The sequence below is a fragment of the Pseudoxanthomonas jiangsuensis genome (genome assembly GCF_010093185.1).
Taxonomy (GTDB): domain Bacteria; phylum Pseudomonadota; class Gammaproteobacteria; order Xanthomonadales; family Xanthomonadaceae; genus Pseudoxanthomonas; species Pseudoxanthomonas jiangsuensis.
The window spans coordinates 77,990-100,587 of the sequence record NZ_PDWL01000008.1; the positions used below are offsets into that span (position 1 = coordinate 77,990).

23 protein-coding genes are annotated in these 22,598 nt (G+C 70.8%); 16 read left to right on the forward strand and 7 right to left on the reverse strand.

Translation table 11 applies throughout. The features are described from left to right. Positions 1-7: 7 nt before the first annotated feature. Positions 8-304 carry a DUF1244 domain-containing protein gene (locus CSC62_RS07000; RefSeq protein WP_162405454.1) on the reverse strand — a complete coding sequence of 99 codons (297 nt, stop codon included), beginning with the start codon at positions 302-304 and terminating at the stop codon, positions 8-10. Between the two features lie 77 nt (positions 305-381). Here CSC62_RS07000 and folD point away from each other — a divergent pair, with 77 nt between their 5' ends. The 5 genes from folD to tadA all read left to right on the forward strand — a co-directional run bounded on the left by folD (position 382) and on the right by tadA (position 6,017). After that, on the forward strand, positions 382-1,245 hold the full coding sequence (gene folD / locus CSC62_RS07005; RefSeq protein WP_162405455.1) for a bifunctional methylenetetrahydrofolate dehydrogenase/methenyltetrahydrofolate cyclohydrolase FolD: 864 nt from the start codon (positions 382-384) through the stop codon (positions 1,243-1,245). Positions 1,246-1,412: 167 nt separating this feature from the next. Beyond that, a complete protein-coding gene (gene guaB / locus CSC62_RS07010; RefSeq protein WP_162405456.1) occupies positions 1,413-2,873 on the forward strand; it encodes an IMP dehydrogenase in 1,461 nt (486 codons plus the stop codon). A 6-nt stretch (positions 2,874-2,879) separates the two neighbouring features. Then, entirely contained in the window at positions 2,880-4,448 is a 1,569-nt protein-coding gene (guaA, locus tag CSC62_RS07015) for a glutamine-hydrolyzing GMP synthase (RefSeq protein WP_162405457.1), read from the forward strand. Between the two features lie 47 nt (positions 4,449-4,495). Then, positions 4,496-5,482 (forward strand): aldo/keto reductase, encoded by a 987-nt coding sequence (locus tag CSC62_RS07020; protein ID WP_162405458.1) that lies wholly within the window; start codon positions 4,496-4,498, stop codon positions 5,480-5,482. A 16-nt stretch (positions 5,483-5,498) separates the two neighbouring features. Then, positions 5,499-6,017, forward strand: a complete 519-nt coding sequence (gene tadA, locus CSC62_RS07025) for a tRNA adenosine(34) deaminase TadA (protein ID WP_162405459.1) — start codon at positions 5,499-5,501, stop codon at positions 6,015-6,017. Positions 6,018-6,027: 10 nt separating this feature from the next. Here tadA and CSC62_RS07030 read toward each other — a convergent pair whose 3' ends face one another. Further along, positions 6,028-6,495: a DUF2721 domain-containing protein gene (locus CSC62_RS07030; RefSeq protein ID WP_162405460.1), complete on the reverse strand. Its 468-nt coding sequence runs from the start codon at positions 6,493-6,495 to the stop codon at positions 6,028-6,030. A 126-nt stretch (positions 6,496-6,621) separates the two neighbouring features. Here CSC62_RS07030 and orn point away from each other — a divergent pair, with 126 nt between their 5' ends. Then, positions 6,622-7,182 carry an oligoribonuclease gene (gene orn / locus CSC62_RS07035; protein ID WP_162405461.1) on the forward strand — a complete coding sequence of 187 codons (561 nt, stop codon included), beginning with the start codon at positions 6,622-6,624 and terminating at the stop codon, positions 7,180-7,182. A 73-nt stretch (positions 7,183-7,255) separates the two neighbouring features. Here the strand turns inward: orn and ppsA are convergent, their stop codons facing one another. Next, on the reverse strand, positions 7,256-9,658 hold the full coding sequence (gene ppsA, locus CSC62_RS07040; RefSeq protein ID WP_162405462.1) for a phosphoenolpyruvate synthase: 2,403 nt from the start codon (positions 9,656-9,658) through the stop codon (positions 7,256-7,258). Between the two features lie 140 nt (positions 9,659-9,798). Between ppsA and ppsR the strand changes: the two genes are divergently transcribed. The 7 genes from ppsR (at position 9,799) to CSC62_RS07075 (ending at position 15,717) form a co-directional block, all read left to right on the forward strand. Continuing rightward, positions 9,799-10,620: a posphoenolpyruvate synthetase regulatory kinase/phosphorylase PpsR gene (gene ppsR / locus CSC62_RS07045; RefSeq protein ID WP_162405463.1), complete on the forward strand. Its 822-nt coding sequence runs from the start codon at positions 9,799-9,801 to the stop codon at positions 10,618-10,620. 97 nt (positions 10,621-10,717) lie between these two features. Further along, entirely contained in the window at positions 10,718-11,224 is a 507-nt protein-coding gene (locus CSC62_RS07050; protein ID WP_162405464.1) for a DUF1249 domain-containing protein, read from the forward strand. Between the two features lie 13 nt (positions 11,225-11,237). Continuing rightward, complete coding sequence (locus CSC62_RS07055) at positions 11,238-12,269, forward strand: LLM class flavin-dependent oxidoreductase (RefSeq protein WP_162405465.1); 1,032 nt, start codon at positions 11,238-11,240, stop codon at positions 12,267-12,269. Positions 12,270-12,488: 219 nt separating this feature from the next. Further along, the gene (locus CSC62_RS07060; protein WP_052629443.1) at positions 12,489-12,698 is read left to right on the forward strand and encodes a cold-shock protein; all 210 of its coding nucleotides are present in this window, start codon (positions 12,489-12,491) and stop codon (positions 12,696-12,698) included. A 156-nt stretch (positions 12,699-12,854) separates the two neighbouring features. After that, the gene (locus tag CSC62_RS07065) at positions 12,855-13,538 is read left to right on the forward strand and encodes a glutathione S-transferase family protein (protein ID WP_162405466.1); all 684 of its coding nucleotides are present in this window, start codon (positions 12,855-12,857) and stop codon (positions 13,536-13,538) included. A gap of 29 nt (positions 13,539-13,567) precedes the next feature. Next, positions 13,568-15,121: a protein adenylyltransferase SelO gene (locus tag CSC62_RS07070; RefSeq protein WP_162405467.1), complete on the forward strand. Its 1,554-nt coding sequence runs from the start codon at positions 13,568-13,570 to the stop codon at positions 15,119-15,121. A gap of 65 nt (positions 15,122-15,186) precedes the next feature. After that, on the forward strand, positions 15,187-15,717 hold the full coding sequence (locus CSC62_RS07075) for an adenine phosphoribosyltransferase (protein ID WP_246194260.1): 531 nt from the start codon (positions 15,187-15,189) through the stop codon (positions 15,715-15,717). Positions 15,718-15,863: 146 nt separating this feature from the next. Here CSC62_RS07075 and dbpA read toward each other — a convergent pair whose 3' ends face one another. Beyond that, positions 15,864-17,240: an ATP-dependent RNA helicase DbpA gene (gene dbpA / locus CSC62_RS07080; protein ID WP_162405469.1), complete on the reverse strand. Its 1,377-nt coding sequence runs from the start codon at positions 17,238-17,240 to the stop codon at positions 15,864-15,866. 57 nt (positions 17,241-17,297) lie between these two features. Between dbpA and CSC62_RS07085 the strand changes: the two genes are divergently transcribed. After that, positions 17,298-19,193 carry an ATP-binding cassette domain-containing protein gene (locus CSC62_RS07085; protein ID WP_162405470.1) on the forward strand — a complete coding sequence of 632 codons (1,896 nt, stop codon included), beginning with the start codon at positions 17,298-17,300 and terminating at the stop codon, positions 19,191-19,193. Positions 19,194-19,197: 4 nt separating this feature from the next. Here CSC62_RS07085 and CSC62_RS07090 read toward each other — a convergent pair whose 3' ends face one another. Both CSC62_RS07090 and CSC62_RS18270 read right to left on the reverse strand, forming a co-directional pair. Continuing rightward, positions 19,198-19,644, reverse strand: coding sequence for a barstar family protein (locus tag CSC62_RS07090; protein WP_162405471.1), 447 nt, complete (start codon positions 19,642-19,644; stop codon positions 19,198-19,200). Beyond that, positions 19,641-20,135: a guanyl-specific ribonuclease gene (locus CSC62_RS18270; RefSeq protein WP_162405472.1), complete on the reverse strand. Its 495-nt coding sequence runs from the start codon at positions 20,133-20,135 to the stop codon at positions 19,641-19,643. Before CSC62_RS18270 ends, CSC62_RS07090 begins: the two co-directional genes overlap by 4 nt. Positions 20,136-20,376: 241 nt before the next feature. Between CSC62_RS18270 and CSC62_RS07100 the strand changes: the two genes are divergently transcribed. Then, positions 20,377-20,988 carry a superoxide dismutase gene (locus CSC62_RS07100; protein ID WP_162405473.1) on the forward strand — a complete coding sequence of 204 codons (612 nt, stop codon included), beginning with the start codon at positions 20,377-20,379 and terminating at the stop codon, positions 20,986-20,988. An 85-nt stretch (positions 20,989-21,073) separates the two neighbouring features. On the opposite strand, the gene CSC62_RS07105 is transcribed toward CSC62_RS07100, so the two are convergent. Beyond that, positions 21,074-21,976, reverse strand: coding sequence for an SDR family oxidoreductase (locus CSC62_RS07105; protein WP_162405474.1), 903 nt, complete (start codon positions 21,974-21,976; stop codon positions 21,074-21,076). A gap of 159 nt (positions 21,977-22,135) precedes the next feature. On the opposite strand from CSC62_RS07105, the gene CSC62_RS07110 reads away from it, so the two are divergent. Continuing rightward, positions 22,136-22,522 carry a winged helix-turn-helix transcriptional regulator gene (locus CSC62_RS07110; RefSeq protein ID WP_162405475.1) on the forward strand — a complete coding sequence of 129 codons (387 nt, stop codon included), beginning with the start codon at positions 22,136-22,138 and terminating at the stop codon, positions 22,520-22,522. Positions 22,523-22,598: the final 76 nt, after the last annotated feature.

The window sequence follows — 22,598 nt, forward strand, 5'->3', positions numbered from 1 at the left end:
TCGCGGGTCAGCCGTGGCGCTGGCGCGCGGCCTCGAACGCGGCCAGCTGCTCCGGGGTGGCCTCCGCCTGGTGGCTGGCCTTCCACTCGGCGAAGGGCATGCCGTAGATCGCCTCGCGGGCTTGCTCCTTGTCCATCGCCAGCCCGGCCTCGGCTGCGGCCTCGCGGTACCAGTCGGCCAGGCAGTTGCGGCAGAAACCCGCCAGTATCATCAGGTCGATGTTCTGCACGTCCGGGCGCTGCTCGTTCAGATGCCGGAGCAGGCGCCGGAACGCGGCCGCCTCCAGCTGCACGGTGTCGACCATTGTCTTGCCGCCTATCTCATGGTTGCCGAATCGGGGACAATGTGCCGCCCCCGCTTCCCCGACCGCAAGCACTCCCGATGACCGCCCGCATCCTCGATGGCCGCCGCGTTTCCGAAGACCTGCTCGACGCGCTCAAGGTGCGGGTCGACGCCCGGGTCGCCAAGGGCCTGTCGCGGCCGGGGCTGGCGGTGGTCCTGGTGGGCGAGGACCCGGCCTCGGCGGTGTACGTGCGCAACAAGCGGCGGGCGGCGGAAAAGGTCGGGATCGAGGCCTTCGACTACGACCTGCCGGCCGGCACCTCCGAGGCGCAGATCCTGGAGCTGATCGACCGCCTCAACGCCGACCCGAAGATCCACGGCATCCTGGTCCAGCTGCCGCTGCCGGGGATTCCCGACGCGACCGGGCTGATCCGGCGGATCGACCCGCGCAAGGACGTGGACGGCTTCCACCCCGAGAACGTCGGCCACCTGGCCCTGCGCCAGTTCGGCCTGCGCCCGTGCACCCCGCGCGGGATCATGACCCTGCTGGCCCATACCGATCGCCCTGTGCGCGGCCGCAACGCCACCATCGTCGGGGTCAGCAACCACGTCGGCCGGCCGATGGCGCTGGAACTGCTGATCGCCGGCTGCACCGTCAGCAGCTGCCACAAGTTCACCCCGCCCGAGGTGCTCGAGGCCCGGGTCCGCGACGCCGACATCCTGGTGGTGGCGGTGGGCCGGCCGGGGATCGTCCCGGGCGAATGGGTCAAGCCGGGCGCGGTGGTGATCGACGTGGGCATCAACCGCCTGGACGACGGACGCCTGGTCGGCGATGTCGGCTACGACGCGGCCACCGAGCGCGCCAGCTGGATCACCCCGGTGCCCGGCGGGGTCGGCCCGATGACCGTGGCCACCCTGATGCAGAACACGATCGAGGCGGTCGAGGCGCTGGACGCGGCCTGAGCGCTCCGGCGGGGCGTGGCCACGCAGCCTCTTGGTCTTCCCTTTCGGGGCCGCACGCCATCCGCCGGCGCATGCCACCGCCGGAACGCCCGGTTCCGCCGGCAAGGCAGGCGAGGGCGGCCCGAACCCGGGTATAATGGCGCGCTTCCCCACTTCCGGGTATGCCGATGCTGCGCATCCAGGCCGAAGCGCTCACCTACGACGACGTCTCGCTCGTCCCCGCCCACTCCACCGTGCTGCCCAAGGACGTCGACCTGGGCACCCGGTTCACCCGTGACCTGCGCATCAACCTGCCGATCGTGTCGGCGGCGATGGACACGGTCACCGAGGCGCGCCTGGCCGTGGCCATGGCGCAGCTGGGCGGCATCGGCATCCTGCACAAGAACCTGACCGTCGAGCAGCAGGCGGCCGAGGTGGCCAGGGTCAAGAAGTTCGAGTCCGGGGTGATCCGCGACCCGATCACGGTCAGGCCCGACACCACCATCCGCGAAGTGCTGGCCCTGACCCGCGCCCGCAACATCTCCGGCGTACCGGTAGTGGACGAGGCCGGCCAGCTCACCGGGATTGTCACCCGCCGCGACATGCGCTTCGAGACCGAGCTGGACGATCCGGTCCGCCACATCATGACCAAGAAGGACCGGCTGGTCACGGTCAACGAAGGCGCCGACGACGGCGAGGTGCTCAAGCTGCTGCACAAGCACCGGATCGAAAAAGTGCTGGTGGTCAACGGCGACTACGCCCTGCGCGGCCTGATCACGGTCAAGGACATCCAGAAGAAGACCGACAACCCCAACGCCTCCAAGGACAGCGCCTCGCGCCTGCTGGTCGGCGCGGCGGTGGGCGTGGGTGGCGATACCGAGCAGCGGGTGGAAGCGCTGGTGGCCGCCGGGGTGGACGTGGTCGTGGTCGACACCGCCCACGGCCATTCGCAGGCGGTCGTGGACCGCGTGGCCTGGGTCAAGAAGAACTTCCCGCAGGTGCAGGTGATCGGCGGGAATATCGTGACCGGCGAGGCCGCGCTGGCGCTGTACGACGCCGGCGCCGACGCGGTGAAGGTCGGCGTGGGTCCCGGTTCGATCTGCACCACCCGCGTGGTCGCCGGCGTCGGCGTGCCGCAGATCACCGCCATCGACATGGTCGCCGAGGCCCTGCAGGACCGCATCCCGCTGATCGCCGACGGCGGCATCCGCTATTCCGGCGACATCGGCAAGGCGATCGCCGCCGGCGCGTCCACGGTGATGATCGGTGGCCTGTTCGCCGGCACCGAGGAGTCGCCTGGCGAGATCGAGCTGTTCCAGGGCCGCAGCTACAAGAGCTACCGCGGCATGGGCTCGCTCGGCGCGATGGAGAAGGGCTCCAAGGACCGCTATTTCCAGGACGCCTCCGATGCCGACAAGCTGGTGCCGGAAGGCATCGAGGGCCGGGTCCCGGTGCGCGGCCCGCTGTCGGGCGTGATCCACCAGCTGATCGGCGGCCTGCGCGCGACCATGGGGTATGTCGGTTGCGCGACCATCGAGCAGATGCGCAGCAAGCCCAAGTTCGTGGTGATCACCGGCGCCGGCCAGCGCGAGAGCCACGTCCACGACGTGCAGATCACCAAGGAACCGCCGAACTACAGGATGGGCTGACGGCCGATGACCGACATCCACAGCGACAAGATCCTGATCCTCGACTTCGGCGCGCAGTACACCCAGCTGATCGCCCGCCGCATCCGCGAGCTCGGCGTCTACTGCGAGATCTGGGCCTGGGACCACGACCCGGCCCAGATCGCCGCGTTCGCGCCCAAGGGCATCATCCTCTCCGGCGGACCCGAGTCGACCACGGTCGAGGGTTCGCCGCGCGCGCCGCAGCAGGTGTTCGATTCCGGCCTGCCGATCCTGGGCATCTGCTACGGCATGCAGACCATGGCCAAGCAGCTGGGCGGCGACACCGAGGCCGCCGACCAGCGCGAGTTCGGTCATGCCGAGGTCTCGCTGGTGGCCGCCGACCGCCTGTTCGAGGGGCTCAAGGACCATCCGGGCGCGCCGCCGCGGCTGGACGTGTGGATGAGCCATGGCGACCACGTCTCGATCGCGCCGCCGGGCTTCACCGTGACCGCGAAGACCGACCGCATCCCGGTCGCGGCCTTCGCCGACGACCGGCGCGGCTGGTACGGCGTGCAGTTCCACCCGGAAGTCACCCACACCAAACAGGGCCAGGCCCTGCTGCGCCGGTTCGTGGTCGACATCTGCGGCTGCGCCACCCTGTGGACCGCCGAGCACATCATCGAGGACCAGATCGCGCGGGTGCGCGCCCAGGTCGGCGACGACGAGGTGATCCTCGGCCTGTCCGGCGGAGTGGACTCCTCGGTGGTGGCCGCCCTGCTGCACAAGGCCATCGGCGAGCAGCTGACCTGCGTGTTCGTCGACACCGGCCTGCTGCGCTGGCAGGAAGGCGACCAGGTGATGGCGATGTTCGCCGAGCACATGGGCGTGAAGGTCATCCGCGTCGATGCCGCCGAGCGCTACTACAAGGCCCTGGAAGGCGTGGCCGACCCCGAGGCCAAGCGCAAGATCATCGGCAACCTGTTCGTCGAGATCTTCGAGGAAGAGTCGGGCAAGCTGAAGAACGCCAAGTGGCTGGCCCAGGGCACCATCTACCCGGACGTGATCGAGTCGGCCGGCAGCAAGACCGGCAAGGCCCACGTCATCAAGAGCCACCACAACGTCGGCGGCCTGCCCGAGCACATGAAGCTGGGCCTCGTCGAGCCGCTGCGCGAGCTGTTCAAGGACGAGGTCCGCCGCCTGGGCGTGGAACTGGGCCTGCCGCGGGAGATGGTCTACCGCCATCCGTTCCCCGGCCCGGGCCTGGGCGTGCGCATCCTCGGCGAGGTCAAGGCCGAGTACGCCGAGCTGCTGGCCAAGGCCGACGCGATCTTCATCGACGAGCTGCGCAAGGCCGGCCTGTACGACAGGACCAGCCAGGCCTTCGCCGTGTTCCTGCCGGTGAAGTCGGTGGGCGTGGTCGGCGACGCCCGCGCCTACGAGTGGGTGATCGCCCTGCGCGCGGTGGAGACCATCGACTTCATGACCGCGCACTGGGCGCACCTGCCGTACGAGTTCCTCGGCAGGGTCTCCAACCGCATCATCAACGAACTGCGCGGCGTCTCGCGCGTGGTCTACGACATCAGCGGCAAGCCGCCGGCGACGATCGAGTGGGAGTGAGCGGCCCTCGCCGCCTCGCATCCGAACCAATTTCCAAGGAGTCTTCCATGCGTTCCAGACCCTTCGGCCGCACCGGCCGCACCGTCGGCGAGATCGGTTTCGGCGCCTGGGCCATCGGCGCGGCCTGGGGCAAGGTCGACGACGCGACCTCGCTGGCGGCGCTGCACGCGGCGCTGGACGCCGGCCTGGACTTCATCGACACCGCCGACGTGTACGGCGACGGCCATTCCGAAAGGCTCATCGCCAAGGTGCTGAAGGAGCGCGGCGGCCCGCGCCCGTTCGTGGCGACCAAGGCCGGGCGCCGCCTGCCGCAGCAGACGGTGGAGGGCTACAGCGCCGAGAACCTGGAAGGCTGGATCGAGCGCAGCCTGCGCAACCTGGAGACCGAGCGCCTGGACCTGGTCCAGCTGCATTGTCCGCCGACCGACGCCTACTACCACCCCGAGCTGTTCGAGCGGATGGAGCGGCTGGTCGAGCGCGGCGCGATCGCCGCCTACGGCGTCAGCGTCGAGCGCGTGGAAGAGGCACTGAAGGCGATCGAATACCCGGGCGTGGCCAGCGTCCAGATCATCTACAACATGTTCCGCCTGCGCCCGGCCGAGCTGTTCTTCCGCCAGGCGCAGCAGCGCGGGGTGGCGGTGATCGTCCGCGTGCCGCTGGCCAGCGGCCTGCTCAGCGGCAAGTTCCGCGCCGACACCCGCTTCGAGGCCGACGACCACCGCCAGTTCAACCGCCACGGCGAGGCCTTCGACGTGGGCGAGACCTTCTCCGGGGTGCCCTACGAGGTCGGCCTGGCGGCGGTGGAGAAACTGCGGCCGCTGGTGCCGGAAGGCGCGACCCTGGCCCAGCTGGCTTTGCGCTGGATCCTGATGGACCCGGCGGTGACCGTGGTCATCCCCGGCGCGCGCAACCCGCAGCAGGCGCTGGCCAACATCGCCGCATCGGAGCTGCCTGCGCTGGCGCCGGAAGCGATGGAGACGGTGGCGCGGGTCTACGACCAGGACATCCGCCCGCACGTCCACCCGCGCTGGTAAGCAGGGCGGCCACGGCATGAGCGGCACGCCCGACCCGCAGGCGACGACGCCCAGCGACACCGGCGCCACCGCCGACGAGCGCTGGATGCGCCACGCGTTCGAACTGGCCGAGCGGGCGCAGCGCGAATTCGACGAGATCCCGGTGGGCGCGGTCCTGGTCGGCGCCGACGGCCGCCTGCTGGGCGAAGGCTGGAACCGCAACATCCTCGACCACGATCCCAGCGCGCACGCCGAGATCATGGCCATGCGCCAGGCCGGCAGGGCCCTGGGCAACCATCGCCTGGTCGGCAGCACCCTGTACGTGACCCTGGAACCGTGCGCGATGTGCGCGATGGCGCTGGTGCACGCGCGGGTGGCGCGCCTGGTCTACGGCGCCTCCGATCCGAAGACCGGCGCCTGCGGCAGCGTGTTCGACCTGGTCGCCGACCCGCGCCACAACCACCGGGTGGACGTGCGGGCCGGGGTCCTGGGCGAGGAGGCGGGGCGACGGCTCAGCAACTACTTCCGGGCCAAGCGCGGCAAGCCGCCGCTGTAGCCGCGCGGGGTCAGGCGGCCGCGCCGCTCCTGCGCCGCGACGGCCGGTGGTCCATTTCCTCGTTGATCGCGGTCACCGCCAGGGTCGACTCGCGGGCCAGCAGGAAGCTGGCGGCGAACATGGCCAGCACCCCGAACGAGGCCAGCCAGATCGGCAGGGAGCCGAGGCGGTGGCCGGTGAAGGTGTCGACCGCCACCGCCAGGCTGGTGCCGACGAAGCAGCTGATCGCCACGTACAGCAGCTGGCCGGCGCGCAGGATCAGCAGGCTGCGCAGCCTTTGCAGCGCGATCCGCTTCTCGTACAGGGCGCGTTCCACGCCGTCCTCGATGTCCACCAGTTCGCGCAGCAGGGTGCGCGCGCGATCGATGATCCTGGCCAGGCGGTTGTTGGCCGACAGCAGAAGGGAGGCGGTGGCGGTGAGGAAGAACGCCGGCGCCAGCATCGCGGCGAGCACGGCATGGTTGTTGGACGGGTCCATCGGGCGGCCGGTGCGGGTGTCTGCGTTATCATGCCAGTCCGCGCGCGGCCCGCAAGGCAGATCGCCGCCGCGACGAAGATTGCAGGGGAAACCGCCCTGCGCAACGGACGAGGGAAACGCACGCGCATGGCCATCGCAGCAGGGCAGGACCGCCTGATCTGGATCGACCTGGAAATGACCGGGCTGGACACCGACCGCGACTCGATCCTGGAGATCGCCACGGTCGTCACCGATTCCCGGCTCAACGTGCTGGCCGAGGGCCCGGAGCTGGCGATCTCCCATCCGCTGGCCACGCTCGAGGCCATGGACGAATGGAACCGCAACCAGCACGGCCGTTCCGGCCTGTGGCAAAGGGTGCTGGACAGCGACGTGAGCTTGGCCCAGGCCGAGGCGCGCACGGTCGCGTTCCTGCACCAGTGGCTGCCGGCCAAGGCCTCGCCGATGTGCGGCAATTCGATCTGCCAGGACCGGCGCTTCCTGCACCGGCTGATGCCGCGGCTGGAGCAGTACTTCCACTACCGCAACCTGGACGTGAGCACGCTCAAGGAGCTGGCCCGGCGCTGGGCGCCCGAGGTCCTGGCGGGCGTCAGCAAGCAGGCGGCGCACACCGCGCTGAGCGACGTGCACGACTCGATCGAGGAACTGCGGCATTACCGCCGGCACATGGGCAAGCTGGCGGCGGAGTAGGGCGGCGATCTAACGCCGCATGCAAGTAGGAAAGGCCCGCCGAAGCGGGCCTTTCCTTTCCTCCTGACGCTGCTCAGGCTGCCTTGCTCTTGGCCAGCCGCAGCCAGGTATCGACCACCGTGTCCGGGTTGAGCGAGACCGACTCGATGCCTTCCTGCATCAGCCACTCCGCCAGGTCCGGATGGTCGGACGGGCCCTGACCGCAGATGCCGACGTACTTGCCCTTGGCGCGCGCGGCCTTGATCGCCATCGACAGCAGCTTCTTGACCGCCGGATTGCGCTCGTCGAAAAGGCTGGCCACGATCGAAGAGTCGCGGTCCAGGCCCAGGGTCAGCTGGGTCAGGTCGTTGGAGCCGATCGAGAAGCCGTCGAAGATCTCCAGGAACTCGTCGGCCAGCAAGGCATTCGACGGTACCTCGCACATCATGATGATCTTCAGTCCCGGCTTTCCGTCGGTTCCGTCGCCCTGGCGCAGGCCGTTGGCCGCCAGCACCTCGACCACCTTGCGGCCTTCCTCCAGGGTGCGCACGAACGGGATCATCACCCACAGGTTGTCCAGGCCCATTTCGTCGCGGACCTTGAGCACGGCCTGGCATTCCAGGGCGAAGGCGTCGGCGAAGCTCGGGTCGACGTAGCGGCTGGCGCCGCGGAAGCCGAGCATCGGGTTCTCTTCCTCCGGCTCGTAGCGGTGACCGCCGATCAGGTTGGCGTACTCGTTGGACTTGAAGTCCGACAGGCGCACGATCACCGGATGGGGCGCGACCGAGGCGGTGAGGGTGGCGATGCCCTCGGCCAGGCGCTGGACGTAGAAGCCCACCGGGTCGGAATAGCCGGCGATGCGCGCGTCGATCTTCTTCCTGGTCTCCGCGTCCTGCTTCCCGTACTCGAGCAGGGCCTTGGGATGCACGCCGATGTGGCTGGCGATGATCATCTCCAGCCGCGCCAGGCCGATGCCGGCATTGGGCAGCTGGCCGAAGTCGAACGCGCGCTCGGGGTTGGCCACGTTCATCATGATCTTCAGCGGCGCCGGCGGCATGTTGACGAGGTCGGTGGTGGTGCGGTCGAAGGGCAGGATGCCGGCGTAGATGAAGCCGGTGTCGCCCTCGGCGCAGCTGACCGTCACTTCCTGGCCGTCGACGATCCGGTCCAGCGCGTCATGGGTGCCGACCACCGCCGGCACGCCCAGCTCGCGGGCGATGATCGCCGCGTGGCAGGTGCGGCCGCCGCGGTTGGTGACGATCGCGCTGGCGCGCTTCATCACCGGCTCCCAGTCCGGGTCGGTCATGTCGGCCACCAGCACGTCGCCCGGCTGCACCCGTTCCATGTCGTCCAGCGAGCGGACCACGCGGGCCACGCCGGCGCCGATCTTCTGGCCGATGGCGCGGCCCTCGGCGATCACCTCGCCGCGCTTCTCCAGCGCATAGCGCTCGATCTGGGTGGCCTTGGCCCGCGATTTCACCGTTTCCGGGCGGGCCTGGACGATGAACAGCTTGCCGCTCACCCCGTCCTTGGCCCATTCCACGTCCATCGGCCGGCCGTAGTGCTGCTCGATCACCAGCGCCTGCCGGGACAGCTCCTCCACGTCGGCGTCGGAGATGGAGAACTTCGGGCGCAGCTCGGCCGGCGTGTCCTCGGTGCGCACGCGCTCGCCCGGCGCGGACGAATACACCATGCGGATCGCCTTGCTGCCCAGGGCGCGGCGCAGGATCGCCAGCTTGCCCTGCCGCAGCGTGGGCTTGTAGACGTAGAACTCGTCGGGGTTCACCGCGCCCTGCACGACCATCTCGCCAAGACCATAACTGGAGGTGACGAAGACCACGTCGCGGAAGCCGGACTCGGTGTCCAAGGTGAACAGCACGCCGGACGCGCCCACGTCCGAGCGCACCATCAGCTGCACGCCGGCGGACAGGAACACGTCCTCGTGCTTGAAGCCGTGGTGCACGCGGTAGGCGATGGCGCGGTCGTTGTAGAGGCTGGCGAACACCTCCTTGACCTTGTGCACCACGTCGTCGGCGCCGGTGACGTTGAGGAAGGTTTCCTGCTGGCCGGCGAATGAGGCGTCGGGCAGGTCCTCGGCGGTGGCCGAGGAGCGCACCGCCACCGCGACGTCGTTGCTGTTCGAGGCCGCGCCGCCGTTCTCGGCGCACAGCCTGGCGTAGGCGGTACGGATGTCGGCATCCAGATCAGGCTGCAGGGGGGCGTCGATCACCCAGCCGCGGATTTCCCTGCCGGCGGCGGTCAGCGCCGGCACGTCTTCCACGTCCAGCGTGGCCAGGCGGTCGAAGATGCGCTGGTGCAGGTCGTTGTGGGCGATGAAGGCCTTGAACGCTTCGGCGGTGGTGGCGTAGCCGCCGGGCACCGAGACGCCCAGGCCGGCGAGGTTGCCGATCATCTCGCCGAGGGAGGAATTCTTGCCGCCGACGCGGGCCAGATCGGCCAGGCGCAGCTCGTGCAACCACAGGATGTTCTGGTTCAAGTGCGATGCTCCGTGGAGCCACCGCCCGGCCGGGCAATGGCCGTGTCCCGAGGTGTGTGGGGCCGTTATGATGCTCCCCGGCATCGGCGCATCGCAATGTTGACGATCACGCTCAACACGTTTCGATTCGAGGGTTCCCAATGACCGCGATACGCCCGGTTTTCTATGTCTCGGATGGTACCGGTATCACCGCCGAGACCATCGGCCACAGCCTGCTCACGCAGTTCAGCGACTTCCGCTTCCTCACCGACCGGCTCGCCTTCGTCGACGATCCGGACAAGGCGCGCGAGGCCAGCGAACGCATCCGCGCCGCCGGCGAGCAGTACGGGGTTCGGCCGATCGTGGTCAATTCCTGCGTCGATCCGCAGCTGAGCATGCTCCTGGCCGAGAGCGGCGCCCTGATGCTGGACGTGTTCGCGCCGTTCATCGAACCGCTCGAGCGCGAACTGAATCAGCCACGCCAGTCCCGCGTCGGCCACGCCCACGGCATGGTCGACTTCGAGACCTACCACCGCCGCATCAACGCGATGAACTACGCGCTGAGCCACGACGACGGCGTGGCCCTGGATTACGAGGAAGCCGAGGTGGTCCTGGTCGGGGTGTCGCGCGCGGGCAAGACCCCGACCTGCGTGTACCTGGCTTTGCACTACGGGGTGAAGGCGGCCAACTATCCGCTCACCGACGACGACCTCGAGGGCGATGCCCTGCCGCCGCGGCTGAAGGCGTACCGGCGCAAGCTGTTCGGCCTGACCATCGATCCGGTGAGGCTGCAGCAGATCCGCCAGGAACGACGGCCGGACTCGCGCTACGCCAGGCTGGATACCTGCCGGCGCGAGGTGCAGGCGGCCGAGGCGATGTTCAGCATGCAGAGGATCCCGACGCTGAGCACCACCCATACCTCGATCGAGGAGATCTCCAGCAAGGTGCTGTCCACCCTGGGCCTGCAGCGCGGCATGTTCTGAGCGCCGCGCGGCGCGGGCGGAGCCCCTCCAAAGTAGGGACGCCAGGGGCCGAAATCAATGCTGCCGCCGCCGCGGATCAGCGTGTAGCATCGGCCGCATGCAGCAGACCCTCCACACCGCGACCCGATTTCCCAGCCTGAGCCGCTTCGGCTGGCTGATGGGGCTGTACGCGGAGAACCATGCGCGCCTGGCCCGGCTGTTCGCGCCTTCCGGCCTGGCCACGGGCAGCCACGTCTCCTCGGTCGGCGACGGCCTGGACCTGCGCCTGGACGTGCTCGAGCGGCATCCGTACACGCTCGAGCTGCGCCTGACCTACGACATCCGCGATCCGCTGACCGGCGAGCCCGATCCGTCGGCCTATCTGCGCGTGTACAGCGACGCCCGCCAGGTCGAGACCACCCACTGCTACGTCGGCCGCCGCTGGCAGGACGCGATCGGGCTGTTTCCGCCGCCGGCCGAACTGGTCGGCCACCGCCTGCGGATGAACACTTTCCTCGGCAAGTGGCTGGAATACCTGGGCGAGCGCGGCCACGGCGTGGCCACCCTGAGGCCGGCGCCGGAGCTGCCCTTGCCCGCGGCGCCGGTGGTGCCGCTGCCAAGGTAGCGGGCGTGCGCGGATGAGCACGATGCCGTCGATCCCGCTGTCGGTGCTGGACCTGGCGCCGGTGTGCGAGGGCAGCGAGGTGGGCGCGGCCCTGGGCAACAGCCTGGACCTGGCCCGGCACGCTGAGGCGCTGGGCTACCGCCGCTTCTGGCTGGCCGAACACCACAACATGCCCGGGATCGCCAGCGCCGCCACCGCGGTGCTGATCGCGCACGTGGCCGCCGGTACGCGCAGCATCCGGGTCGGCGCGGGCGGGATCATGCTGCCCAACCATTCGCCGTTGCAGGTGGCCGAGCAGTTCGGCACCCTGGCGGCGCTGCACCCGGGCCGGATCGACCTGGGCGTGGGCCGCGCGCCCGGCACCGACCAGGCCACCGCGCGCGCCCTGCGCCGCTACTTCGAAGGCGCCGACCGCTTCCCCCAGGACGTGCAGGAGCTGCTGTCCTATTTCCAGCCGGCCCAGCCCGGGCAGGCGGTGCGCGCGGTCCCGGGCGCGGGGCTGGAGGTACCGGTTTGGATCCTCGGGTCCAGCCTGTTCGGCGCCCAGCTGGCGGCTGCGCTGGGGCTGCCGTTCGCCTTCGCCTCGCATTTCGCGCCCGACGCGATGGACCAGGCGCTGATGCTCTACCACCGCGATTTCCGGCCCTCGGCGCAGCTGCGCCAGCCGTACGCGATGCTGGCGATCAACGTGATCGCCGCGGCCACCGACGCGCAGGCGCGGCGGCTGTTCACCACCCCGCAGCAGGCCTTCGTCAACCTGCGCCGCGGCCGCGCCGGACTGATCCCGCCGCCGTTGGACGACATCGAGGCCTACTGGACTCCGGAGGAGAAGGCCGGGGTGGAGCGGGCCCTGGCTTGCAGCGTGGTCGGCGGGCCGGAAACCGTGGCCGGCGGCCTGGCCGCATTCGCCGCCCGCCACCGCCCGGACGAGCTGATCGTGGTGGCCAACCTGCACGACCACGCCGCGCGCCTGGAGTCCTACCGGATCGCCGCCCAGGCCTGGGGCCTGGCCGCGGCCGGGCAGGGCGGCGGACAGGCGGCCTGAACCGCCCGACCATAGGCGCTCGCTATTCGGCCCGAATCCGGGTATGGTGCGCGCACTGTGTTTGCCTGGGTCACCGTGGTTCGTGGCCTGATGCAGTCGATCCGACGATCCGCTACATCGATCCGCTTTGCCTAACACCTGCAACCCACAGTACCGACGCGGAGGGTTTCCGCGGCCGGTTTTTCCATTCAAGACTGTATTGTTGAGGAGTTAGCAACTATGTCCGATCGTCAGACCGGCACCGTCAAGTGGTTCAACGACGCCAAGGGCTTCGGCTTCATCACCCCGGAGAGCGGCGCCGACCTGTTCGTGCACTTCCGCTCGATCCAGGGCAATGGCTTCAAGTCGCTGCAGGAAGGCCAGAAGGTCTCCTTCATCGTCGTGCAGGGCCAGAAGGGCCTGCAGGCCGACCAGGTGCAGGCGCTGTAATCGCGCCGGCCCGCCGCAAGGCAGGCCACCACGGAACGCCGGGGGCGCAAGCCTCCGGCGTTTTCCGTTTCCGGGGTCCGGATTTCCGGGCCCGAGGACGCATCGGCGGCGGCCGCAACCGCTAGGATCAGTGGATCTTCCGCCGGAGCCGCGCGCGTGATCACCGTCCACCATCTCGAGAACTCCCGTTCCCAGCGCGTGCTGTGGCTGCTGGAGGAGCTGGCGCTGCCGTACCAGCTGGTGCGCTACGCGCGCGATCCGCGGACCCTGCTGGCGCCGCCGCAGCTGCGCGCGATCCATCCGCTGGGCAAGTCGCCGGTGGTGGTCGACGACGGCCAGGCGCTGGCCGAGTCCGGCGCGATCCTCGAATACCTGGTCGAGCGCTACGACACCGCCCAGGCGCTGTCGCCGCCGGCGCAGCCGGCAACCTCGCCCGAGCGCCTGCGCTACCGCTACTGGATGCACTACGCCGAGGGTTCGGCGATGCCGCCCTTGCTGCTGAGCCTGGTTATGACCCGGATCCGCGGGGCGAAGATGCCGTTCTTCGCCCGGCCGGTGGCCAGGGCGATCACCGCCAAGGCCATGGCCGCCTTCGTCGGCCCGCAGCTGAAACTGCACCTGGACTGGATGGAACGCGAGCTGGCCGCGACCGGCTGGTTCGCCGGCGAGCGCTTCACCGCGGCCGACATCCAGATGAGCTTCCCGGTCGAGGCGGCGGCGGTGCGCGGCGGCCTGGACGGGCATCCGAACCTGGCCGGGTTCCTGCAGAGAATCCACGCGCGCCCGGCCTACCAGCGGGCGCTGGAGAAGGGCGGGCCCTTCACGTTGGCGTCGGGCTGAGCGGCTCCCGCAGGAGGACAATGCGGCGTATGCAGATCGAATTCGACAACGCCTTCCTGCGCGAGCTGCCCGGCGATCCGGAGCAGGGGCCGCGCGTGCGCCAGGTGCCGGGCGCGGCCTGGTCGCGGGTGGATCCCACCCCGGTGGCCGCGCCGCGGCTGCTGGCCTGGTCGCCGGAGGCGGCGGCGCTGGTCGGGCTGGACGCGGCCGACGCTGCCGATCCCGCGTTCGCCCAGGTGTTCGCCGGCAACGCCCTGCTGCCGGGCATGCAGCCCTGGGCGGCCAACTACGGCGGCCACCAGTTCGGCAGCTGGGCCGGGCAGCTGGGCGATGGCCGCGCGATCTCGCTCGGCGAGGCGGTCGGCGGCGGCGGTCGCTGGGAACTGCAACTCAAGGGCGCCGGGCAAACCCCGTACTCGCGCTTCGCCGACGGCCGCGCGGTGCTGCGCTCCTCGATCCGCGAGTTCCTGTGCAGCGAGGCGATGCACCACCTCGGCATCCCCACCACCCGGGCGCTGTCGCTGGTGGCGACCGGCGAGGCGGTGGTGCGCGACATGTTCTACGACGGCCATCCGCGCCCGGAGCCGGGCGCGGTGGTGTGCCGGATGGCGCCCAGCTTCCTGCGCTTCGGCAGCTGGGAGCTGCCGGCCTCGCGCGGCGATCCGGCGCTGGTGCGGCAGCTGGCCGACTTCGTCCTGCGTCACCACCATCCGCAGCTGGCCGGGCAGGGCGAGGCCGGCCATGGCGAATGGTTCGCCCAGGTCTGCGAGCGCACCGCGGCGATGGTCGACGGCTGGATGCGGGTGGGCTTCGTCCACGGCGTGATGAACACCGACAACATGTCCATCCTCGGCCTGACCCTGGACTACGGTCCCTACGGCTGGATCGAGGACTACGACCCGGACTGGACCCCGAACACCACCGACGCGCAGGGCCGGCGCTACCGCTTCGGTACCCAGGCGCAGGTGGCGTACTGGAACCTGGTGCGGCTGGCGCAGGCGTTGTCGCCGCTGTTCGCCACCGCCGCGCCGCTGGAGGCGGGGCTGCAGCGCTTCGCCGACGCCTACGAGCGGGCGCGGCGCGCAACCGTCGCCGGCAAGCTCGGCCTGGCCGTGGCCGACGGGGACGACGTGGCGCTGTTCGACCAGTTGCTGGAACTGCTGCAGGCCGGGCAGGTGGACATGACCCTGTTCTTCCGCGGACTCGACGGCCTTGACCCGGCCGCACCGGACATCGGCGTGGTGGACGCGGCGTTCTACGATCCGGATGCGCGGGCGGCGGTCGAGCCGCGCCTGCGCCAATGGCTGGCGCGCTACGCCGCGCGGCTGGCCGCCGATCCGCTGGATGCGGCCGGGCGAAGGGACACGATGCGCCGGCACAACCCGCTGTACGTGCTGCGCAACTGGCTGGCGCAGGAGGCGATCGACCGCGCCGAGCAGGGCGACCTAGGCGGCGTGGAGGCGCTGCAGGAGGTGCTGCGGCGGCCGTACGAGGAGCAGCCGGGGCGCAGCCATTACGCGTCACGGCGGCCGGAGTGGGCGCGACAGCGGGCCGGGTGCTCGATGCTGTCCTGCAGCTCCTGAGCGGGTCATCGGCGAAGCCGGACGCTGCGCTAGGATCGATGGACTTCCAAAGCCTGCCGCCTTCCATGCCGAATCCGCCGCCCGCCTGGTCCCGCCTGATCCGCGACGTCGCCGATTTCCCGTCGCCGGGGATCGTGTTCCGCGACATCGCGCCGCTGCTGGCCGATCCGGCCGCATTCGCCGCGATGCTGCAGGCGCTGGCCGCGCCGTGGTGCGGGCAGGGTATCCGCGCCGTGGCCGGAATCGAATCGCGCGGCTTCATCCTCGGCGCGGCGCTGGCGCGCGAGCTGGATGCCGGCTTCGTCCCCCTGCGCAAGCCCGGCAAGCTGCCGGGCGCGGTGCTGGAGGAGGCCTACGCCCTGGAGTACGGGCAGGACCGCCTGCAGGTGCAGGCCGATGCGCTGCCGGCCGGAACGCGGGTGCTGCTGGTCGACGACGTGCTGGCCACCGGCGGCACCCTGGCCGCGGCGGCGCGGGTGCTGCACAGGCAGGGCGCGCAGCTGGCCGGGGCGGCGGTGCTGGCGGAACTGGCCGCCTTTGAGGGACGCGAGCGCTGGCCGGCGGACGTGCCTTTGCAGTCGCTGCTTCTCCTGTAGGAGCCGGTCTTGCCGGCGACTGCCATGGCGGAGGCGTCTGCGTGAAACCGGGTTCCAGTGATCCGTCCGCCGCCACGGTCGCCGGCGCTCTTCCACGGACGAATGTCCGGTCTCCCGGCTCCTACATGAAGAGCACTCAGAAGCCGTCAGAGCGGGCGCACGCGGAAGCGCCTGCCCTTGATCTTCCCGGCCTCCAGCCGCGACAGCGCGCGCGCGGCCTGGCTGCGCTCGATCGCCACGTAGGAGCGGGTGGCGTGGATGGCGATCCTGCCGATCGCCTTGGCCGCCAGCCCGGCCTCGCCGGTCAGCGCGCCGAGGATGTCGCCGGGGCGCATCTTGTCGGTCTTGCCGCCGTCGATGCGCAGGGTGGTCATCGGCGCCTGCGCCGGCTGCGCGGGTCGGCCGGTGGCCAGCGGCGAGGCCTCGCGCGGGGGAGGCGCGTCCTGGGCGGCGGCGATCATCTCCGCGCGCGGGTTCTCGCGCGGCGCCACCAGGCTCAGGGCCAGGCCGGTGCGGCCGGCGCGTCCGGTGCGGCCGATCCGGTGGCGGTAGGCGTCCACGTCGGTCGGCAGTTCGTAGTTGACCACCGCGGCCAGGTCCTCGACGTCGAGCCCGCGCGCGGCCACGTCGCTGGCGACCAGCACGTTGCAGCTGCGGTTGGCCAGCTGCAGGAGCACCTCGTCGCGGTCGCGCTGCTCCATGTCGCCGTGCAGGGCCAGGGCGGAGAAGCCGAACTGGCGCAGCGAGCCGGCGACCTCGTCCACGTCCTTGCGGGTGTTGCAGAACACCACCGCCGACTCGGGCCGGTAGCGCAGCAGCAGGCCGGCGACCGCCTTCTGCCGGAACTGCGGGTCGACCTCGAAGAAGCGCTGCTCGATCCGCGGCGCGGCCTGGCCGCCCTCGTCCCCGACCTCAGCCGGCTCGCGCAGAAGCTGCCGGGCCAGTTCGCGGATCTGCTCCGGGAAGGTGGCCGAGAACAGCAGGGTCTGCCGGTGCTTGTCGCAGCGCCCGGCGATCTCGCGCACCGGCTCCTCGAAGCCCATGTCGAGCATGCGGTCGGCCTCGTCCAGCACCAGGGTACGCACGCCGCCCAGGTGCAACACGCGCTTGCGGGCCAGCTCCTGCACCCGGCCCGGGGTGCCGACCACGACCTGCGGGTCGTGCGCCTGCAGCGAAGCGATCTGCGGCTCCAGCGCCATGCCGCCGGTGAGGATGCTCAGCTTGAGGTTGGGGATGCCGGTGGCCAGCCGGCGCAGCTGCTTGCCGACCTGGTCGGCCAGTTCGCGGGTCGGGCACAGCACCAAGGCCTGGCAGCGGGTGACGGCCGGGTCCAGCCTGTGCAGCAGGCCCAGGCCGAAGGCGGCGGTCTTGCCGCTGCCGGTCGGGGCCTGGGCGATCAGGTCGCGGCCGTCCAGGATCGGCGGCAGGGCCAGCGCCTGGATCGGGGTGGCGGTGGTGTAGCCCAGCGCGTCCAGGCCGGGGCGCAGGGCGGGGGAGAGCGGCAGCGAGGCGAAATCGGTCATGCGCCATTTTCGCAGGTTGCGGGCCGGCGCACCTGGCCCAACCCGTACAATGCGCGGATGCCCTTGATCACCCTGCAGAACGTCGACTACAGCGTCGGCGGCCCCTTGTTGCTGGAACGCGCTGAACTGTCGATCGAACCCGGCGAGCGGATCGCCCTGATCGGCCGCAACGGCGCCGGCAAGTCCACCCTGCTCAAGCTCATCGCCGGCGAACTGCAGCCGGACGACGGCCAGGTCCGGGTCCAGTCCGGAGTGCGGATCGCCCGCCTCGAGCAGGAAGTGCCGCAGGACACCGGCGGCAGCGTGTTCGACGTGGTCGCCGCCGGCCTGGGCGAACTGGGCGCGTGGCTGGCGCAGTTCCACCACCTCAGCCATGCCGCCGAGTACGACCCCGCGGCCGTGGGCCAGGTGCAGGCGAAGATCGACGCCGCCGACGGCTGGAGCCTGGACCGGCGCGTGGCCGAGGTGCTCAGCCGCCTGGAACTGGACGGCGAGGCCCAGTTCGCGCGCCTGTCCGGCGGGATGAAGCGGCGGGTGCTGCTGGCGCGGGCGCTGGCCTGCGCGCCGGACCTTTTGCTGCTGGACGAGCCGACCAACCACCTGGACATCGAGGCGATCGACTGGCTCGAGGCCTTCCTCAGGGAGTGGCAAGGCAGCGTGGTGTTCATCACCCACGACCGCCGCTTCCTGCGCGCCCTGGCCACCCGGATCGTGGAGATCGACCGCGGCCAGGTCAGCAGCTGGCCGGGCGACTTCGACAACTACCAGCGCCGGCGCGAGGAGCGGCTGCACGCCGAAGCGCAGGAGAACGCGCGCTTCGACAAGCTCCTGGCCCAGGAGGAAGCCTGGATCCGCCAGGGCATCAAGGCTCGCCGCACCCGCGACGAGGGCCGCGTGCGCCGGCTCAAGGCCATGCGCAGCGAGCGCGCCCAGCGCCGCGAGCTGGGCGGCAACGTGCGCATGGAGGCGGCCCAGGGCGAGTCCTCGGGCAAGAAGGTGATCGAGGCCAAGGGCCTGTCGTTCGCTTTCGGCGACCGGGTCATGGTCGAGGACTTCTCCACCGTGGTCCTGCGCGGCGACCGGATCGGCCTGGTCGGTCCCAACGGCAGCGGCAAGACCACCCTGCTCAAGCTCCTGCTGGGCGAACTGCCGCCGCGCAGCGGCGAGCTGAAGCTGGGCACCAACCTGCAGGTGGCCTATTTCGACCAGTACCGCGCCGGCCTGCGCGAGGACTGGAACGCGATGGAGAACGTGGCCGGCGGCCAGGACTTCGTCGAGCTCAACGGCAGCCGCAAGCACGTGCTGGCCTACCTGCAGGACTTCCTGTTCACACCCGAGCGCGCGCGGGCGCCGATCACCCGCCTGTCCGGCGGCGAGCGCAACCGGTTGCTGCTGGCGCGGCTATTCGCCCAGCCCTCCAACCTGCTGGTGATGGACGAGCCGACCAACGACCTGGACGTGGAGACCCTGGAACTGCTGGAGGAACTGCTGGCCGACTACGCCGGCACCCTGCTGCTGGTCAGCCACGACCGCGACTTCCTCGACAACGTGGTCACCTCGACCCTGGTGATGGAAGGGCAGGGCAAGGTCGGCGAGTACGTCGGCGGCTACAGCGATTGGCTGCGGCAAAGGCCAGCGCCGGCCGCCGCGGTGGCGGCGAAGCCGGCGGCCAGGCCCGCGGCGGTGGAAGCTCCGCAGGCCGCCGCTCCGGCGCCCGTCACCGCGCCGATGGGCAAGCGCAAGCTCAGCTACAAGGAAGGCCGCGAGCTGGAGCAGCTGCCGGCGCGGATCGATGCGCTGGAGGGCGAACTGGCGCAGCTGGCCGAGGCCATGTCCGCGGCCGGCTTCTACCAGCAGGACGCCGGCGCGGTGACCGCGCACACCCGGCGCATGGCCGAGGCCCAGGCCGAACTGGACGCCGCCTACGCCCGCTGGGCGGAGCTGGACGGCTGAGGGGCTAGTGCGGCCGCGACGGCGGCGGCTCGTCCTCTTCCTCGTCCAGGGCCAGGAACACCCAGAACGGCACCCGGGCCTGCGCCCACCACTGGCAGGCCTCGTGCAGGACGTCGACCAGCACGTCGAAGTCCTGCGGCCGCTCGGCGCGCAACGGCGAGGCCGACTCGAACATCAGCGCGTAGCCGGTCGCCGGCATCCAGGCCAGGTCGCGCAGGGCGTCGCTGAGCGCGTCCCAGTTGCGGCCGAAGCCGGCCGGCAGGTCGAGCACGGTGGCGATGCGCAGCAGCAGCGAGGCCTTGTCGTGGCAGCCGTCCAGGTCGACCAGGCGCACCAGCAGGCCGGCGTCGCGCGCGGCGGCGGCCAGCGCGGGCAGGGTGGCGTCGTCGGTCTCGTAGATCCCGGCGCGCTCCGGGTCGTCCAGGCCCAGTTCGAATCCCGATTCGCTCATCGCATGCCCTCCGCCGCCGGCGGCTGGAAGGCGCGGAAGCTGTCGTAGTGGTCGTCGGTGTAGTACCAGTCGCGCGGCGGGTCGCCGCCGGTGACGATCCGCCGCGCGCCGCGGTGCGGCAGCCCCGGCGTGGGCACGGTGTATTCGCGGTACCAGCCGCGCGGGCGCGACGGCAGCCGGCCTTCGCGGTTGCCGAACACGCTGCCGTCCTGGCGGTGCGGGAAGCGCCCGCCCTGCTGGATGGTGCGGATCCCCGGGCCCGCCTCGGCCGGCAGGAAGGCGGGCAGGGCAGTGGCGGGCAAGGATGCCGTTGCCGCATCGTCCGCGGCAACGGAGGCGGGCGCGGACGGTTCCGCAGCCGGCGCCGCAGCGGACGCGGGCGCATCGACGGCGGACGCCCGGTCCCCGCGCGCCGACGGCCACAGTTGCCAGGCCAGCAGCGCGAACACGAAGGCCACGGCCAGCAGCCGGGTGAGGCGTCGGGAGGACATGGAATGCCGGGGGATGACGATGCGCCCGAGTATGCGCGAGCGCGGCGCCGCCTGCTTGAACGCCGCCACGCGGGACGCTTCACGCCCGCCGAACCGGCACCGCGGCACCCTGTGCGCCCCTGCCGCCGTACCGGCCGGGATGCAGCATTCCCCGTCGCATCTTGGTAAGCCCGGCCGGCGTCCCTACACTGTCCCCCGCCGCGCCCGGGACTGTCCGGGCACGAAATCCAAGGAGACCACCGTGGCCTATACCCTCCCCGAGTTGCCGTATGCCTACGATGCGCTGGAACCGCACATCGATACGGAGACGATGAAGATCCACCACACCAAGCACCACCAGACCTACATCAACAACGTCAACGCCGCGCTGGAAGGCAGCGAGTTCGCCGACCTGCCGGTCGAGGAGCTGGTGAAGAAGACCAAGTCGCTGCCGGAGAACCTGCAGGGCGTGGTCCGCAACAACGGCGGCGGCCACGCCAACCACAGTCTGTTCTGGACGGTGATGTCGCCCAACGGCGGCGGCGAGCCGAAGGGCGAGGTGGCCAAGGCGATCGACAAGGACCTGGGCGGTTTCGAGAAGTTCAAGGAAGCCTTCACCAAGGCCGCGCTGACCCGCTTCGGCAGCGGCTGGGCCTGGCTGAGCGTGACCCCGGACAAGAAGGTCGTGGTCGAGAGCAGCGCCAACCAGGACAGCCCGCTGATGGACGGCAACACCCCGGTGCTGGGCCTGGACGTGTGGGAGCACGCCTACTACCTGAAGTACCAGAACCGCCGTCCGGACTACATCGGCGCGTTCTACAACGTGGTCAACTGGGACGAGGTCGAGCGCCGCTACCAGGAAGCGCTGAAGTAATCCCGCGTCGCCGTCCGGCCCTCACGCCGGAGCGTGCGACCCCGAACGCCCCCGCATCCGATGCGGGGGCGTTCGCGTTTCCGGCTCAGGCCGCGGCGATCACCTGGCGGTTGCGTTCCAGCCATTGGCGGTAGGGCAGCGGCGCGCGCCCGGTCAGCGCCTGGAAGTCGGCGGTGACCTCGGCCAGCCCGCCGGCGGCGGTGTTGCTGTCGAACGAGGCGAACACCTCCGGCAGCTGGCCCGGCAGGCCGGCCTGGCGCATGCCGTCCGCCAGCACAGCCACCGGCACGTCCACGACCTCGATCGGCTTGCCGGCGGTCGCTGCCACCAGGGCGGCGATCTCGCGGGTGGTGAAGGCCTCGCTGCCGGTCAGGGTGAGGGTGCGGGTACCGGCGAAGTCCGAGGCCAAGGCAATAGCCGCCGCCTCGGCCAGGTCCTGGCGGGCGATGTGCGCGATCCGGCCCTCGCCGGCGGCGCTGTACCAGCGGCCACCGGCCAGCACCTGGTGCAGCGACTGAAACAGGTTCTCGAAATACCATGCGTTGCGCAGCACGGTCCAGCCGGCCAGGCCGCTGCCGGCCAGCGCCTGCTCGGTGCCGTAGTGGTCGGCGGCGAACAGCAGTGGCGAGCCCGGCTCGGGTTTGGGCATCGAGGTGTAGACCACGTGGCCGACGCCGGCGCGCACGGCCGCGTCGATCGCTTCGCGGTGCTGGCGCAGGCGCTGGCCCGGCTCGAGCAGGGAATCGGTGCTCACCAGCAACAGGCGGTCGGCGCCGGCGAAGGCGGCGTCCAGGGTCTGCGGCCGGTCGAAGTCGGCGGCGCGGACCTGCACGCCGCGCGCGGCCAGGTCCTGCAGCCTGGCCGGATCGCGGGTGGTGGCGATCAGGCGTGCAGGCGGCACGCCGGCCTGGTCGAGCAGGTAATCGAGGGCGGCGCGGCCGAGGTGGCCGGAGGCGCCGGTGACGAGCAGGGTGGGGGCGGTGGGCATCGCAAGGCTCCTTGGGTACCGGATCGGTCATTGGTTACGATATGGTAGTAATGGTGGCCAAGCCCGAGAAGCAGGGAGCCGGCCGTAACCCGGTTACCGCGCGGTAACCGGCCTCGGGCGTCCCGACGCCGCCGCACCCCATCCGCCGAAGGAGATCCCATGGCCCTGCACCGCCAGCACAGCGAACTGGCCGAACGCTGCCCGATCCGCGACGTGGTCGACCGCCTCGGCGATCGCTGGACGGTGCTGGTGCTGATCGAACTGTCCGCCGGCGGCACCCTGCGCTTCACCGAGCTCAAGCGCCGGATCGAGGATGTATCCCCGCGGATGCTGGCCCAGACCCTGCGCCAGCTGGAGGAGAACGGCCTGGTCGTGCGCACCGTGTTCCCGACCGTGCCGCCACGGGTGGACTACGCCCTGACCGCGCTGGGGCATTCGTTCTTCGAACGCGTGCGCGGCCTGATCGACTGGGCCGAGCAGCATCAGCAGGCGGTGCGCGCCGCGCGCGCAGCCTACGTGGCGCCGGTGGCGAACGCGGCCTTGTAGGGGCGCGGCCGCGCTTTCCTTGCAGAGGAGCGGGGAGAGTGCGGATGCAGTGCTGCGGCGCCTTGGCCTTTCGTTC

Bases quoted from the DNA above. Each gene is read 5' to 3' on its own strand.
- CSC62_RS07000 (WP_162405454.1), bottom strand. From the start codon at position 304: ATGGTCGACACCGTGCAGCTGGAGGCGGCCGCGTTCCGGCGCCTGCTC.
- folD (WP_162405455.1), top strand. From the start codon at position 382: ATGACCGCCCGCATCCTCGATGGCCGCCGCGTTTCCGAAGACCTGCTC.
- guaB (WP_162405456.1), top strand. From the start codon at position 1,413: ATGCTGCGCATCCAGGCCGAAGCGCTCACCTACGACGACGTCTCGCTC.
- guaA (WP_162405457.1), top strand. From the start codon at position 2,880: ATGACCGACATCCACAGCGACAAGATCCTGATCCTCGACTTCGGCGCG.
- CSC62_RS07020 (WP_162405458.1), top strand. From the start codon at position 4,496: ATGCGTTCCAGACCCTTCGGCCGCACCGGCCGCACCGTCGGCGAGATC.
- tadA (WP_162405459.1), top strand. From the start codon at position 5,499: ATGAGCGGCACGCCCGACCCGCAGGCGACGACGCCCAGCGACACCGGC.
- CSC62_RS07030 (WP_162405460.1), bottom strand. From the start codon at position 6,495: ATGGACCCGTCCAACAACCATGCCGTGCTCGCCGCGATGCTGGCGCCG.
- orn (WP_162405461.1), top strand. From the start codon at position 6,622: ATGGCCATCGCAGCAGGGCAGGACCGCCTGATCTGGATCGACCTGGAA.
- ppsR (WP_162405463.1), top strand. From the start codon at position 9,799: ATGACCGCGATACGCCCGGTTTTCTATGTCTCGGATGGTACCGGTATC.
- CSC62_RS07050 (WP_162405464.1), top strand. From the start codon at position 10,718: ATGCAGCAGACCCTCCACACCGCGACCCGATTTCCCAGCCTGAGCCGC.
- CSC62_RS07055 (WP_162405465.1), top strand. From the start codon at position 11,238: ATGAGCACGATGCCGTCGATCCCGCTGTCGGTGCTGGACCTGGCGCCG.
- CSC62_RS07060 (WP_052629443.1), top strand. From the start codon at position 12,489: ATGTCCGATCGTCAGACCGGCACCGTCAAGTGGTTCAACGACGCCAAG.
- CSC62_RS07070 (WP_162405467.1), top strand. From the start codon at position 13,568: ATGCAGATCGAATTCGACAACGCCTTCCTGCGCGAGCTGCCCGGCGAT.
- CSC62_RS07075 (WP_246194260.1), top strand. From the start codon at position 15,187: ATGCCGAATCCGCCGCCCGCCTGGTCCCGCCTGATCCGCGACGTCGCC.
- dbpA (WP_162405469.1), bottom strand. From the start codon at position 17,240: ATGACCGATTTCGCCTCGCTGCCGCTCTCCCCCGCCCTGCGCCCCGGC.
- CSC62_RS07085 (WP_162405470.1), top strand. From the start codon at position 17,298: ATGCCCTTGATCACCCTGCAGAACGTCGACTACAGCGTCGGCGGCCCC.
- CSC62_RS07090 (WP_162405471.1), bottom strand. From the start codon at position 19,644: ATGAGCGAATCGGGATTCGAACTGGGCCTGGACGACCCGGAGCGCGCC.
- CSC62_RS18270 (WP_162405472.1), bottom strand. From the start codon at position 20,135: ATGTCCTCCCGACGCCTCACCCGGCTGCTGGCCGTGGCCTTCGTGTTC.
- CSC62_RS07105 (WP_162405474.1), bottom strand. From the start codon at position 21,976: ATGCCCACCGCCCCCACCCTGCTCGTCACCGGCGCCTCCGGCCACCTC.
- CSC62_RS07110 (WP_162405475.1), top strand. From the start codon at position 22,136: ATGGCCCTGCACCGCCAGCACAGCGAACTGGCCGAACGCTGCCCGATC.